General features: G+C 72.1%; 11 protein-coding genes. 7 read left to right on the top strand and 4 right to left on the bottom strand.

The window, feature by feature from the left end:
- Window positions 1-70 precede the first annotated feature (70 nt).
- The 6 genes from QFZ75_RS13945 to QFZ75_RS13920 all read left to right on the top strand — a co-directional run bounded on the left by QFZ75_RS13945 (window position 71) and on the right by QFZ75_RS13920 (window position 7,231).
- Complete coding sequence (locus QFZ75_RS13945; protein WP_307536945.1) at window positions 71-1,393, top strand: DUF4190 domain-containing protein; 1,323 nt, start codon at window positions 71-73, stop codon at window positions 1,391-1,393.
- Window positions 1,394-1,552: 159 nt separating this feature from the next.
- Window positions 1,553-2,305 carry a GntR family transcriptional regulator gene (locus QFZ75_RS13940; protein ID WP_307536943.1) on the top strand — a complete coding sequence of 251 codons (753 nt, stop codon included), beginning with the start codon at window positions 1,553-1,555 and terminating at the stop codon, window positions 2,303-2,305.
- 359 nt (window positions 2,306-2,664) lie between these two features.
- Window positions 2,665-2,847, top strand: a complete 183-nt coding sequence (locus QFZ75_RS13935; protein ID WP_307536941.1) for an SPOR domain-containing protein — start codon at window positions 2,665-2,667, stop codon at window positions 2,845-2,847.
- Window positions 2,848-2,969: 122 nt separating this feature from the next.
- Window positions 2,970-3,365, top strand: a complete 396-nt coding sequence (locus QFZ75_RS13930) for a (deoxy)nucleoside triphosphate pyrophosphohydrolase (RefSeq protein ID WP_307536938.1) — start codon at window positions 2,970-2,972, stop codon at window positions 3,363-3,365.
- Between the two features lie 374 nt (window positions 3,366-3,739).
- Window positions 3,740-4,150, top strand: coding sequence for an ATP-binding protein (locus QFZ75_RS13925; RefSeq protein ID WP_307536936.1), 411 nt, complete (start codon window positions 3,740-3,742; stop codon window positions 4,148-4,150).
- Window positions 4,151-4,357: 207 nt separating this feature from the next.
- Window positions 4,358-7,231: a SpoIIE family protein phosphatase gene (locus QFZ75_RS13920; protein ID WP_373465867.1), complete on the top strand. Its 2,874-nt coding sequence runs from the start codon at window positions 4,358-4,360 to the stop codon at window positions 7,229-7,231.
- A 52-nt stretch (window positions 7,232-7,283) separates the two neighbouring features.
- Here QFZ75_RS13920 and QFZ75_RS13915 read toward each other — a convergent pair whose 3' ends face one another.
- Genes QFZ75_RS13915 through QFZ75_RS13900 form a run of 4 tightly spaced genes read right to left on the bottom strand, consistent with a single transcriptional unit; the run spans window position 7,284 to window position 11,131 of the window.
- Window positions 7,284-8,060: a succinate dehydrogenase/fumarate reductase iron-sulfur subunit gene (locus QFZ75_RS13915; protein WP_307536934.1), complete on the bottom strand. Its 777-nt coding sequence runs from the start codon at window positions 8,058-8,060 to the stop codon at window positions 7,284-7,286.
- Complete coding sequence (locus tag QFZ75_RS13910) at window positions 8,057-10,000, bottom strand: fumarate reductase/succinate dehydrogenase flavoprotein subunit (RefSeq protein ID WP_307536933.1); 1,944 nt, start codon at window positions 9,998-10,000, stop codon at window positions 8,057-8,059. Before QFZ75_RS13910 ends, QFZ75_RS13915 begins: the two co-directional genes overlap by 4 nt.
- Window positions 10,000-10,821: a hypothetical protein gene (locus QFZ75_RS13905; protein WP_307536932.1), complete on the bottom strand. Its 822-nt coding sequence runs from the start codon at window positions 10,819-10,821 to the stop codon at window positions 10,000-10,002. The genes QFZ75_RS13910 and QFZ75_RS13905 overlap by 1 nt, the downstream gene beginning before the upstream one ends.
- A 19-nt stretch (window positions 10,822-10,840) precedes the next feature.
- Entirely contained in the window at window positions 10,841-11,131 is a 291-nt protein-coding gene (locus QFZ75_RS13900) for a hypothetical protein (RefSeq protein WP_307536930.1), read from the bottom strand.
- Window positions 11,132-11,654: 523 nt separating this feature from the next.
- Between QFZ75_RS13900 and QFZ75_RS13895 the strand changes: the two genes are divergently transcribed.
- Window positions 11,655-13,940 (top strand): ABC transporter family substrate-binding protein, encoded by a 2,286-nt coding sequence (locus QFZ75_RS13895; protein ID WP_307536928.1) that lies wholly within the window; start codon window positions 11,655-11,657, stop codon window positions 13,938-13,940.
- Window positions 13,941-14,104 lie beyond the last annotated feature (164 nt).

Here is a 14,104-nt window from a genome sequence, read left to right as displayed (position 1 = left end):
ATGCGCTCTGTCGTACATCAGTTCCGTGCGTCAGGATGCACGCCCCCCCCGGACGAGGAGCACGGTACAAGTGGAGATACCCCCGCCCGCCGGCCCCCAGCCGCCGGAGGGCCGGTCGCCGCAGGGTCCGCCTCCGCAGGGCTCGTACGGTCCGTACGGCGCGTATCCGGGGCAGCAGTTCCCTCCCGGGCCCCCCGGGCCGGGGCCGTATCCGCCGCCGCAGGGGCAGGTTCCGTACGGGTACCAGGCCTGGGGGCACGGCTACTCCCCGTACAACGCCCCGGCACCCGTCAACGGGCTCGCCGTCTGCGCGCTGGTGCTCGGGCTGCTGTGCTTCCTGCCGTTCGTCGGGCTGGTCCTCGGGTTCTTCGCGCTGCGGCAGATCGGGAACAAGGGCGAGCGCGGCAAGGGCATGGCCGTCGCCGGGATGGTCCTGTCGGGCATCGGCAGCGGCGTCCTCGTGCTCGCGCTCGTCACCGGGGGCGCGTCCGGGTTCCGGGAGGGGCTCGAGGAGGGCGCGCGTGAGGCGGGTGAGGGCGGCTCCGTCTTCTCCGTGGACACGGGCGAGTGCTTCGACACCCGGGGCGACTCCCTCGAAGGCATGGCCTACGACGTCGACACGGTGCCCTGCGAGGGCGAGCACGACGCCGAGGTGTTCGCCGCCTTCGAGATGGCGGACGGCGCCTACCCGGGTGACGACGCCGTCGTCGAGGCCGCCGACGGCAAGTGCTACACCCTCCAGTACGCGTACGCGATGGACTCCTGGGCCGTCCCGGACGACGTCGACGTCTACTACTTCACGCCCACGCGCGACAGCTGGGACTTCGGCGACCGCGAGATCAGCTGTCTGTTCGGCAACGTGGACGAGAAGGCCGGCCTGACCGGGTCGCTGCGCCAGGACCGGTCGAACCTCGACGCCGACCAGCTCGCCTACCTGAAGGCCGCCCATGTCCTGAACGTGGCGATGGACTCGGCACCGGAGGAGCCGTACGTCGAGGACGACCTGCCCGGTCACAGGAAGTGGGCCACCAGGGTCTCGGACGCCCTCACCGAACAGACCGGCATGCTCCGCGGCCACCAATGGCCCGCCGACGCGAGGAAGCCGGTCGCCACGATCGTCGAGGACCTGGAGGCGGCGAAGGAGGAGTGGGACGCGGCGGCGAAGACCTCCGACGCGAACACCTTCTACGAGCACTACGGCGCCGCGCTCGCCCTCACCGACGGGAAGAAGACGGTCACGGCACGCAAGGCTCTGGGCCTCGCATCCACCCCGCCCGCCGCCTCCTACGACGACGGCGGGGACGGCGGGGACGGCGAGGGCGGCGGGAACGGCAGGGGTGAGGGCGGCGACGGTACGGACGACGGCTCCGGAGACGGCGTCGTCGAGGTGTGACGGAGTGGCCGGAAGGACGTCGCGGGGAGAGGGTGCCGGTCCAAAACCCCTGATGGCCTGACGTCATCACATCGAGTGAATCTTTGGCCTCCGCTTGCCTGGCGCAACCCAGGGTCGTCACTCTGTTGCTGTCTGTACGACCGCAACGGGGAGTGGCCAGTGACATTCGGTGAGCAGCCGGCGTATCTGCGCGTCGCGGGTGATCTTCGCAAGAAGATCGTCGACGGATCACTGCCACCGCACACCCGGCTCCCGTCGCAGGCCCGCATCCGCGCCGAGTACGGGGTCTCGGACACGGTCGCCCTGGAGGCCCGCAAGGTGCTGATGGCCGAGGGGCTGGTCGAGGGCCGCTCCGGGTCCGGTACGTACGTGCGCGAGCGCCCGGTGCCCCGCCGGATCGCCCGCTCCGGGTACCGGTCGGACCACGGTGCGACCCCGTTCCGTCAGGAGCAGGCGGACGCGGCGGCACGCGGTACGTGGGAGTCGAACAGCGCACAGGCCGAGGCGAGCGGGGCCGTCGCCGAGCGGCTCGGCCTCAAGGCCGGCGAGCGGGTGATGTGTACGAAGTACGTGTTCCGGGACGCGGGCGAGGTGATGATGCTCTCCACCTCGTGGGAGCCCCTCGCCGTCACGGGCCGTACCCCGGTGATGCTCCCGGAGGAGGGGCCCCTCGGCGGGATGGGCGTGGTCGAGCGGATGGCCGCCATCGACGTGGTCGTGGACAACGTCACGGAGGAGGTGGGCGCCAGGCCCGGCCTCGCCGAGGAGCTGTCGGCGCTCGGGGGTGTGCCGGGCCACGTCGTGCTGGTCATCCAGCGGACGTACTACGCGTCGGGCCGCCCGGTCGAGACGGCGGACGTGGTCGTACCGGCGGACCGGTACCGGGTCGCGTACCACCTGCCGGTGAAGTGAAGTGGAGTGAAACAGGGGAGCGGAAGGGCGACGGAGGGGCGGAGGGGCGCGCTGGGGGAGCGGCTGTCCGGCGGGGGCGCCGCCGGTTCGGTACACGCGCCGGTGGGATTCGGTCGATTCCGGTGAGGGGCCGTATGCCGTTCCTGTGCTGCTGACGGGACCGACGGGGGATACCAGGGGGTGCATCCGGAAGGATGCGCCCCCTCTGTTCTGGCCGGTTGCCTACCCCGCGCGTGCCTCTTTGTGTAAAGGCGTATTCGCTGCGTGAAGGTAAGGCGTAGGCTCCGGCATATGCGGATTGCGGTTTCCTTATGTGACGGGGCTGGGCGCGAACCGGGGGCGGGCAGTGGAGGGGTGCGATGAACGACGGCACGATCACACTTCCCTGGCTCGTCATACGACAGGACGACAACGGCAATCGCTACCGGGTCGGCAGGTACGCGACCAGGGGTGAGGCGCAGAAGATGGCGGACAGCCTCGATGCCCGCGGCCACAAGCAGCTGTACTGGGTGGAGCGGGTCGCGCAGAACGGCGCCAGGTGAACCGTGCCGGACGAGCCGCGCCGTCCGCGCCGTCCGGGCCGTTCGCGGCATCCGGGCCGTCTGTGCCGTCTGCGCCGGATGAGCGTGCCAGGGGCCCGCGGGGCTGTCGTAGGCTCCCGCGCATGACCGAACGGATCGTGGTGGTGGGGGCCGCCGTGTTGCGCGACGGGTGCCTTCTGGCGGCTCGTCGCAGTGCGCCCGCGGAGCTGGCGGGGCGCTGGGAACTGCCCGGGGGGAAGGTCGAGCCCGGGGAGGGTTCCGAGCAGGCCCTGGTGCGGGAGCTCCGGGAGGAGCTGGGGGTCGAGGCGGAGGCGGTTCGGCGGGTGCCGGGGGAGTTCCCGCTCCGGGAGCCGTATGTGCTGCGGGTCTGGACCGCTCGGTTGCTGGAGGGATCGCCCGAGCCCAAGCCTTTGCAGGACCATGACGAGTTGCGTTGGCTGACGCCTGACGAGGTGTGGGACGTGGAGTGGCTCGATCAGGATGTGGCCGCGGTGCTTGAAGTCGTGCGGGGCGTGTGAGCGGGCTTTTCTCGCCCCCGCCGCCCTTTCCCGTCCCCGCCCCGGGGCTGCGCCCCCGGCCCCCCGCGATCGCGCTGCGCGCTCGCCCTCAAACGCCGGACGGGCTGACTCGGTCGGCCCGTCCGGCGTTTGAGGACCGAGGGGCGCGGCGTGCAGGTGTGACCTTCGCTACTTCGTGTACTCGGGTCCGCGGGGTGCGGTAGGCGCTCCGTACGTGGGACGCTCGGCCGCCAGGGGCGCGTGTGGTGACTGGTGCGAGTCGGAGTACGCCGTTCGTGCCACCACGCACCCGCCCGGACGGTACTCCGTCCGGGATATCGGGTATGTGCCCATTAACCCCATGAAACCGGACAGGGCCCGCTTCTGGCCTGGGAGTGATCTGCGTGATCCACACCGAGGGCGATGTCGCCGAGTGGACCTTTCCGGCGGACCCGGGCGCTGTCAGGACCGCCCGTACCGTCGTCCGGGGGCAGCTGTGCGCCTGGGGCCTCGACGCTCTGACCGATGTGACCGCGCTGCTGGTCAGCGAGCTGGTGACCAACGCCCTGCGGCATGCGACCGGTCCCATCGGAGTGCGGCTCGTACGCCCCTCGGGGCCGGCCGGGACCCTGCTGGTGGAGGTCTCCGACCCGTTGCCCGACCTCCCCAGGGAGCGTGCCGCCCGGCCCGACGACGAGACCGGCCGCGGTCTCCGGCTGGTGGCGGACTCCTCGTACCGCTGGGGCACCAGACCGGGCCGTGAGAAGGGCAAGACGGTGTGGTTCGAGCTGGCCCTCCCCGGCTGATCGCACTCCGTCCGGGGCGGCGCCCGCCCGCCTGGGCCGGTCCGGGAGTCAAGGACACGTCGGACGGTGGTTCGACGGGGTGCCTCGTGGTTAGAAGACTGGGAGTGTTTGTCGCAGCCGGTCCTAAAAGCATCGGGACCGTGCTGTGATCGTGAACACCGTGTTGTGCGGCACCGTAGTGCTGGATACTGCGGGCAGCCGCTGCCGGTGACCGGTGCCGGGCGCGGTGAGCTGGAGGGGACGGTTCGCGTGAGCGAGATACCAGCGAAGGCCACGGAGTCCGAGGACCCGTCGGGCGGCGCGATGGCTGATGCGACGACAGGCGACGGCGCCGTGCCGGACGGAGGGCCGGCCGCAAGGCCGCAAGGCCGCCCGGACGGGGCGCGCGTCGCGATGCCCGGTGGAGCCTCCGGCGAGGTGCGCGGCGGAGCGTCCGGCCGTGCGCCGGGTGATGCGCGCGGTGACGCGCGCGGTGGCGCGGCCGGCCGTACGCCCACCGACGGAGCTGGTCATGGTCACGGGACCGGATCCGTGACCGGGACCGGGACCGTGACCGGTCACGGATCCGGCGACGCGCCCGGTGACGTCGTGTGGCAGAGCAGTCCGCCCGGCTCGATCTACGACTACATCAAGGTCGCCTCGTTCTCGATCGGCCCCGACGGCCTCGTCGACCAGTGGAGCCTGCGCGCCGAGCAGTTGTTCGGCATCAGCGCCGACCGTGCCGTGGGCATGGACCCCGTCGAGGCGTTCCTCGCCGAGGACAGGCGCGACGTCGGGCAGCGGAAGATGGCCGAGGTCCTCGACGGCAGGGAGTGGACCGGTGTGGTCCCCTTCCGGCTGCCCGACCCCGAGGGCACCGGTGCGGACACCGAGGGACTCGCCGAGGTCTACGTCATGCCGACGCGGACCGAGGAGGGCGAACGGGCCGCCGTGTGCATCGTCGTCGACGTCCGCACGCTCCGCAGCATCGAAACGGATCTCGCCGCGTCACAGGCCATTTTCGGCCAATCTCCCTTCGGCTTCCTCCTGATCGACCCGGACCTGCGGATCCGCCGCGCCAACCAGCGGTTCGCCTCGATCTTCGGCGGTACGGTCGACGACCACCGCGGCCGCACCGTCAAGGACTACCTGTCGCCGGGCGAGTCCGAGCGCGTCACGGCGATACTGCACCGGGTCCTGAAGACGGGCGACTCCGTCACCGAGATGCTGGTCACGGGCACCGTGCCCGGTTCCACCGAGCGGCGTCACTGGTCCATCAACCTCTACCGCGTGCACGGCGGTTCGGGCCGTCCGATCGGCATCGCGTGGCTGGGCACCGACATCACCGCCCGTCGCGCCGCCGCCCGCGAGGCCGCGCAGGCCCGGCGCAATCTCGCCCTCCTGAACGAGGCGGGCGCGCGGATAGGGAACTCGCTCGACCTGGAGACCACGGCCCGCGAACTCCTCGACGTGGCCGTCCCCGGCTTCTGCGACCTGGCCTCCGTCGACCTCTACCAGGGCCTGCTCGCCGGTGACGAGACCCCGCCCGGCCTCGCCGACGGCAGTGCGGAACTGCGCCGGGTCGCCTACGCCAGCGCGGTGTCGGACGCCCCCTTCGTCGGCGGCCGCAAGCCCGTGCGGGTCGGCGCGGTTCACCGTTTCGCCTTCAACTCCGTCTGCGCGGACGCCCTGCGCACCGCCAAGCCGCAGACCGTCCCTCCCGAGGAGGGCGACCTGATCCAGTCCACGCTCGCGGTGCCGATGGTCGCCCACGACACGGTGGTCGGCATCGTCCAGTTCTCCCGTACGAAGGGCAGCGAGCCGTTCGGGGAGCGCGACCGGGCGCTGGCGGTCGAGCTGGCCGCCCGGGCCGCCGTCTGCATGGACAACGCCCGCCTGTACCGCCGCGAGCACGAACGCGCCCTCATCCTGCAGCGCTCCCTGCTGCCGCCCGGCGACCCGGAGGCCTCCGGCCTGGACATCGCCTGCCGCTACCTGCCCGGCAACGCGGCCACCGAGGTCGGCGGCGACTGGTTCGACGTCATCGAGCTGCCGGGGCACCGCACGGCGCTGGTCGTCGGCGACGTCATGGGGCGCGGTCTGCGCGCCGCCGTCGCGATGGGCGAACTGCGCACGGCCGTACGCACGCTGGCCCTGCTCGACCTGGAACCGGCCGAGGTGCTCTCCGCGCTGGACGAGATCGCCCGCGGTCTGGGCACGCCGGGCGGCACCCAGCAGTCTACGCGCGGTGCCCGCCAGTCCCGGGACGCCGACCTGTCCGAGGTGTACCTCGCCACCTGCGTGTACGCGGTCTACGACTCCGTCACCCGGCGCTGTACGTTCGCCAACGCCGGCCACCTCCCGCCGGTCCTCGTCGAGCCGGGCGAGAGCGCGCTCATGCTCGACGTACCGCCGGGGATGCCGCTCGGCGTCGGCGGCGAGCCCTTCGAGGAGGTGGAGGTCGAACTGCCCGAGGGGGCCCTCCTGGCGCTCTACACGGACGGCCTGGTCGAATCACGCGACCACCCCCTCGACGAGGGCCTGCAGTCCCTCGTGGGGGCCCTCACGGACCCCTCCGAGCCGCTGGAGGACGTCTGCGACCACGTCCTGAGCACCCTCGACACGCACCACGGCGAGGACGACATCGCGTTGCTGATGGCACGTGTCCAGGGGCTGTCCGCCGAGTCGGTGGGCGACTGGACGCTGCCGCGCGAGCCGCGCAGTGTGGGCCGCGCCCGCGAGTTCGCCCGCAACCAGCTGGTCGGCTGGGACCTGGAGCCGCTCGTCGACACGGCCGAACTGCTCGTCAGTGAGCTGGTCACCAACGCCCTGCGCTACGGCGAGGGGGAGATCAGGCTGCGGCTGCTGCTCGACCGCACCCTGGTCTGCGAGGTCTGGGACGCCGGGCTCGTCCAGCCCCGCCGCCGCCGGGCCCGCGACACGGACGAGGGCGGCCGCGGCCTCCAGCTGGTGGGCCTGCTCAGCGCCGCCTGGGGCTCGCGCCGCACACCGCGCGGGAAGACGGTGTGGTTCGAACTGCCCCTGCCCCACGAGGGGAAGGGCCTCGCGGACCCGGCGGCGGCCCTGCTGAGCCTCTTCTGACCCCGCCCGCTCCCGGGGGCGCTGCCCGCCCCGCCGTCCCGCGCCCGCCGCCTCAGTCCCCCGGGGAGCGCCTCCTGATCTTCGACCCCAGCCAGACCAGCGGGTCGTACTTCCGGTCGACCGCGCGTTCCTTCAGGGGGATCAGCGCGTTGTCGGTGATCTTGATGCCCTCGGGGCAGACCTCCGTGCAGCACTTGGTGATGTTGCAGTATCCGAGCCCGTGCTCGTCCTGGGCGGTCCTCTTGCGGTCCAGGCCGTTGTCCTCGGCCGCGTCCAGCGGGTGCATGTCCAGCTCGGCCACCCGCATCAGGAAGCGCGGACCGGCGAAGGCCGGTTTGTTCTCCTCGTGGTCGCGCACCACATGACAGGTGTCCTGGCACAGGAAGCACTCGATGCACTTGCGGAACTCCTGCGGGCGGTCCACGTCCTCCTGCATCATCCGGTACTCGCCGGGGCCGAGGCCGTCCGGCGGCACGAACGCGGGCACCTCCCGCGCCTTCGCGTAGTTGAAGCCGACGTCGGTGACGAGGTCGCGCACCACCGGGAAGGCCCGCAGCGGGGTGACGGTGATCGTCTCCTCCCGGGTGAACACCGACATGCGGGTCATGCACAGCAGCCGCGGCCGGCCGTTGACCTCCGCCGAGCACGAACCGCACTTGCCCGCCTTGCAGTTCCAGCGCACGGCGAGGTCCGGGGCCCGGGTCGCCTGGATGCGGTGGATGACGTCGAGGACCACCTCGCCGTCGTTCACCTCGACCCCGAAGTCCTCCAGGCCGCCGCCCCCGACGTCTCCGCGCCACACCTTGAAGCGGGCCTCGTAACTGCTCACTCGTGGAGCTCCTCTTCGGCGAGGTACTTGACCAGCTCCTCCTTCTCGAAGAGGGCGAGCAGGTCGGGGCGGATGGGTTCGGCGGTCTCCCGGACGAGGTCGATCTGGCCGTGCACGGGGTCCGTCGCGGCCAGGCTGCCCGTGGGATCGGTCAGTTGGCAGAGCAGGTTGACGCGCCGCCACGCCCGGTCCATCGCCGGATGGTCCTCGCGGGTGTGGCCGCCGCGCGACTCCGTACGCTCCAGCGCGGCCCGTGCCACGCATTCGCTGACGAGCAGCATGTTCCGCAGGTCGAGCGCGAGGTGCCAGCCCGGGTTGAACTGCCGGTGCCCCTCGACCCCGGCCCGCCGCGCCCGCAGCCGCAGGTCCGCGAGCTTTTCCAGGGCCTTCTCCATCTCGGCCCCCCGGCGGATGATGCCGACGAGGTCGTGCATCGCCTGCTGGAGCGCCTGGTGGAGGGTGTACGGGTTCTCCGGCGGCCGGCCGTCCTCCTCGCCGGGCGCGGGCCCCTCGGCGGAGAAGGGCCGCAGTGCCTCCGCGGCGGCCGTGTCGATCTGGACCTCGTCGACGAGGGGGCGGCTCCCGGCGAGCCCGGTGGCGTACCGCGCCGCGTGCAGTCCGGCCCGGCGCCCGAACACCAGCAGGTCGGAGAGCGAGTTCCCGCCGAGCCGGTTGGAGCCGTGCATACCGCCCGCGACCTCACCGGCCGCGAACAGCCCCGGCACCCCGCGCGCCGCCGTGGTGTCCGAGTCGACGGCGATCCCGCCCATCACGTAGTGGCAGGTCGGTCCGACCTCCATCGCCTCGGCGGTGATGTCGACGTCCGCGAGTTCCCTGAACTGGTGGTACATGGACGGCAGCCGGCGCCGGATCACCTCGGCGGGCATCCGGGTGGAGACGTCGAGGAACACACCGCCGTGGGGCGAGCCGCGGCCCGCCTTCACCTCGGAGTTGATGGCCCGCGCCACCTCGTCACGGGGCAGCAGTTCGGGTGGCCGCCGGTTGTGGTCCGGGTCCTCGTACCACCGGTCGCCCTCCTCCTCCGACTGCGCGTACTTCTCCTTGAACACGTCCGGGATGTACTCGAACATGAACCGCTTGCCCTCGGAGTTCCTGAGCACCCCGCCGTCCCCGCGCACCGACTCCGTGACGAGGATCCCCTTCACGGACGGCGGCCAGACCATGCCCGTCGGGTGGAACTGCACGAACTCCATGTTCAGCAGCGGCGCGCCCGCGAGCAGCGCCAGCGCGTGCCCGTCGCCGGTGTACTCCCACGAGTTCGACGTCACCTTGAAGGACTTGCCGATGCCGCCGGTGGCGACCACGACCGAGGGCGCCTCCAGCACGAAGAACCGGCCGGACTCCCGCTCGTAGCAGAAGGTCCCCGAGACCCGGTCGTCCTCCTTGAGGATCCGGGTGACGGTGCACTCCTGGTAGACCTTCAGCCGTGACTCGTAGTCGCCGGTCTCCTTGAAGTCCTCCTGCTGCAGCGACACGATCTTCTGCTGGAGCGTGCGGATCAGTTCGAGGCCCGTACGGTCGCCGACGTGCGCGAGCCGCGGGTACTCGTGCCCGCCGAAGTTGCGCTGGGAGATCCGCCCGTCCGCCGTACGGTCGAAGAGGGCGCCCCAGGTCTCCAGTTCCCACACCCGGTCGGGGGCCTCCTGCGCCTGCAGCTCGGCCATCCGCCACTGGTTGAGGAACTTGCCGCCGCGCAGGGTGTCGCGGAAGTGGACCTGCCAGTTGTCGCGCGAGTTCACGTTGCCCATGGCGGCCGCGATGCCGCCCTCGGCCATCACCGTGTGCGCCTTGCCGAACAGCGACTTGCAGATCACGGCCGTGCGCGCCCCGCGCTCGCGTGCCTCGATCGCCGCGCGCAGGCCGGCTCCTCCGGCACCGACCACGACGACGTCCCACTCCTGGCGGTCGACCACGGACATCAGAAGAACCTCGGATCGTCGAAGGCCCCGGACGCGAGCAGGTACACGTAGAAGTCGGCGAGCGCCACGCTGATCAACGAGGCCCACGCGAGCTGCATGTGACGGGCGTTGAGGCGGCCGACGAGCTGCCAGGTCCGGTAGCGCACCGGGTGCTTGGAGAAGTGCTTGAGCTTGCCGCCGACGATGTGCCGGCACGAGTGGCAGGAGAGGGTGTACGCCCAGATCAGCGTGATGTTGACCAGGAACACGAGCGTGCCGAGCCCCATGTGGCCCCACGCGTAGTCCTCGTCCCGGAAGGCGAGCACCGTGTCGTACGTGAGGATCCCGGCGACCGGCACCGCCGCGTAGAAGAAGTAGCGGTGGATGTTCTGCGCGATCAGCGGGAAGCGGGTCTCGCCGGAGTACTTCCTGTGCGGCTCGGCGACCGCGCAGGCCGGTGGCGACGCCCAGAAGCCGCGGTAGTAGGCCTTGCGGTAGTAGTAGCAGGTCAGCCGGAAGCCGAGCGGGAAGATCAGGACGATCAGGGCGGGGGACAGGCCCCACCAGCTGCCGAGGACCTCCCAGTTGGGCCCGTTCCGCATCGGCACGCAGTTCTCCGCCAGGCACGGGGAGTAGAACGGTGAGACGTAGGGGGCCGCGTAGTAGTCGCTGTTCGCGAACGCCCGCCAGGTCGAGTAGACGACGAAGGCCAGCAGCCCGGCCGCGGTCACGGCGGGCGCCAGCCACCAGCGGTCGGTGCGCAGGTGCGGGGCGCTGATCGCGGCGCGCGTACCACCGCGTACGCCGCCGCTCTTCGGTTGGGGTTCCGTACCAGTGGCCAAGGAGAGCTCCGGTCGGGGGTCAGGGGGTGTGACGGTGGCCCGCGCCGAGACCCTCGTCGTCGGAGTCCGTCCACAGGCTGTTGTCGTACGGGGTGTCGGGGATGGACACGAGGTCGGCGCGCTTCGGCCGGGCGAGGCCCGGTGCGGCCTCGCGGAGCAGCGCCACGCTCTCGCGCAGGTGGTCGGCGTCGGTGCGCACCCTGCGCATCTCCAGGCCGCCCCCGCTCAGCTGCTGTTCCAGGCGCTTCACCGACCGCACGAGGTCGTCGAGGCAGCGCTGGACTGACGTCAGGTCGTCGTGCACGGACATGACTTGCCCTCACTTCCGCGGGCCCACCGGCCCAAGGCGGCAACGTTCATGCGCCTGCGAGTGTGACGTGCCACACGTGCCGGTGTGAAGGGATGTGCAGGGATTGGCCGGGGCGCGTGGGTGCGCGGACCGCTCCGGAGGGGCGGGCAGGGCCGGGCTTCCGGAACGGCGGGCCGGGCGGCGTGGATTTTTCGGGTGCGGACCGGCGGGGGCCGTTCGCGCGGTTCCCCGCGCCCCTGGAAGACGGGGCCGGCGCCCTTCAGGGGCGCGGGGAACCGCGCGGGCGGCCACACGCGACCCGCACCCGGCAGAGAACCTCGAGCCCGGCCCCACCCGTGCGGCGCAACGGCCCCGGCCGTTGCGCCGCACGGGTGGGGTTACCCGGTCCCGTCGCCGTGTCGCCGTCCGGTGCCGAATCCTTTCCTCTTCAGTGGCCGCATAGATCTGATCAACACCAAATACCGCCAGACGTGATCAGACCACCCGTGTTCACCCGTGGAGCGGCCCCCCGGAGGTACCAGTCATGTCCCACGACGGCGTCGGACTGCGCGCGGTGGCGCGCTCGGTCGCGTTCCTCACGGCGGGTGTCCTCGCGGTGCCCGCCCTCGCCGGATGCAGCGAGCAGGACGAGGCGGACCGGCTGTCCGCCGGTCAGGACATCGCGGCCGCGAAGCGCGACCGGATCGCCGACGGCGGCACCCTGCACTGGGCCGTGGACAGCGTCCCGGAGACCCTGAACACCTTCCAGGCGGACGCGGACCCCGCCACCTCCCGGGTGGCCGGCGCCGTACTGCCCGCGCTGTACCGCCTCGACGTGAACGGCCGGCCGCAGCGCAACCCCGACTACCTGGAGTCGGCGAAGGTCGTCGAGCGCGAGCCCCGGCAGGTCGTGCTCTACAAGCTCGCCCAGCAGGCCGTCTGGAGCGACGGCCGCGAGATCGGCGCCGCGGACTTCGCCGCCCAGTGGCGCGCCCTGTCCGGCAGGGACACCGCCTACTGGACGGCCCGCAACGCCGGCTACGACCGCATCGAGAAGATCGAACGCGGCGCGAGCGACCTGGAGGTGCGGGTCACCTTCAAGAAGCCGTACGCGGACTGGCAGTCGCTGTTCACCCCGCTGTACCCGAAGGACGTCATGGGCACGCCGGACACCTTCAACGACAGCGCCCGCCGCGGGCTGAGGGTCACCGCGGGCCCCTTCACCGTCGACGAGGTCGACCGCGCGTCCGGTGACGTCACCCTCAAACGCAACCCCCGCTGGTGGGGCCGTCCCGCCAAGCTCTCCGAGCTGGTCCTGCGGGCCGTGCCCCGGGAGAAGCGCGCCGCCGCGCTGGCCGGCGGCCGGCTCGACCTGGCGGAGATCGACGCGTCCGAGGCACGGCGCATCACGTCCGCCGGCCGGAAGGAGGGGGCGGCCGGGGGCGCTCCGCTCACCCACGGTCCCGGCGCCGCCCTCACCCCGGGCCGGGCACTGCGGTCCTGGGCGATCGCGCACGGCTCCGACGAGGAGGCGGCCGACGAGGAGACCACGGCCCGCAAGAAGCGTGCCAGGGCGGCCCTGAAGTACGCCGGCCAGCAGTCCTCCCTGCGCGGTTTCACGGTCCGTAAATCCCTTGAGCCGTCCTTCACGCAGCTCGCGCTGAACGGCTCCGAGGGCCCGCTCGCCGACGAACGGGTCCGCAGGGCCGTGGCCCGCGCCCTGGACCGCGAGGAGCTCGCCCAGGTCGTGCTGAAGCCGCTGGGCCTGCCCGCCGAGCCGGTCGGCAGCCACCTCGCGCTCGCCGGACAGCACGCGTACGCCGACGGCAGCGGAGCGCTCGGCGGGCAGGACACCGAGGAGGCGCAGGCCCTGCTCTCCGACGCCGGGTGGGTGGCGGGCGGGCCCGTGAAGGAGGAGAAGAAGAAGTCGAGGAAGGCGGCCGGCGCCGAGAGCTCCGAGGACGCGGACGGCACGGCCGACGACGGCACGTACATCGTCGGCGGGACGGACGACAAGCCGCGCGGCGCACCCCGCGCCGCGCGCGACGCCCGGCCCGGCGGAGACGCCGGCTCCGCCGTGCTCGCACCCGCGCCCCTGGTCGAACTGCAGCGGGCCGCGCTCCTCGTCCAGTCGGCGGAACTGGCGGAGCGCCGTGTGGCCGGGAAGGAGCGGGACGGCGGGCAGCGGGAGGAGAACCTCGCCCGAAACAGCGGGAAGCGGCTGGAACCCGGCGCCCTGGGGGCGTACGCGCCGAAGGGCACGGCCGCCCCGGGGCGTGCCGCCGCGGGGCCGCTCGCCAAGAAGGGCAAGCCGCTGTCGCTGCGCTTCGTGCTCCCCTCGGGCCCCGGATCGCAGTCGCTGCGGGCGGTGGGGGAGCGGATCGCCCGGATGCTGGAGCGCGTCGGCATCCGTACGGAGATCTCCAAGGTCGCGGACGACAGTTACTTCAAGGACCACATCGCCTCGGGCCAGTACGACCTGGCGCTGTACTCGTGGCCCGCGTCCGCGTTCCCCGCGACGGACGCCCGCCCCATCTACTCCAAGCCGGTCCCGGCGGCGGACGGCTCCCTGAACGTCGAGCAGAACTTCACGCGCGTCGGCACCGACCAGGTGGACCAGCTGTTCGACCAGGCCATCGCCGAACTGGACCCGGACGAGTCCCGCTCCCTGGTCCGCAAGGCCGACGCCCGCATCTGGGCCGCCGCGGGCTCGATCCCCCTCTACCAGCGACCCCAGCTGGTGGCGGCCCGCACGAATCTCGCGAACGCGGGGGCCTTCGGCTTCCAGACCCCCTTCTACGAGGACATGGGCTTCCTGAAGAAGTCGTAGAACCGGCAGGTGGAGAGCGCGGCCGCGCCCCGTGAGGGGCGCGGGGAACGGCGCGGCCGGCCCCCACCGGCCCGCACTCCGGAAGCCGACCGGTCCAGCCCGCGCGGCCCCCGCGGCGGCGGCCCCGTACCATGGGGTAAGGCCGTGGCACGTTTCAGCCCGGC

Source organism: Streptomyces sp. V3I8, from assembly GCF_030817535.1.
Lineage (GTDB): Bacteria > Actinomycetota > Actinomycetes > Streptomycetales > Streptomycetaceae > Streptomyces.
This window is presented reverse-complemented; position numbering and strand designations above follow the sequence as displayed.

Bases quoted from the DNA above. Each gene is read 5' to 3' on its own strand.
- QFZ75_RS13935 (WP_307536941.1), top strand. From the start codon at position 2,665: ATGAACGACGGCACGATCACACTTCCCTGGCTCGTCATACGACAGGAC.
- QFZ75_RS13930 (WP_307536938.1), top strand. From the start codon at position 2,970: ATGACCGAACGGATCGTGGTGGTGGGGGCCGCCGTGTTGCGCGACGGG.
- QFZ75_RS13910 (WP_307536933.1), bottom strand. From the start codon at position 10,000: ATGTCCGTGGTCGACCGCCAGGAGTGGGACGTCGTCGTGGTCGGTGCC.
- QFZ75_RS13900 (WP_307536930.1), bottom strand. From the start codon at position 11,131: ATGTCCGTGCACGACGACCTGACGTCAGTCCAGCGCTGCCTCGACGAC.
- QFZ75_RS13895 (WP_307536928.1), top strand. From the start codon at position 11,655: ATGTCCCACGACGGCGTCGGACTGCGCGCGGTGGCGCGCTCGGTCGCG.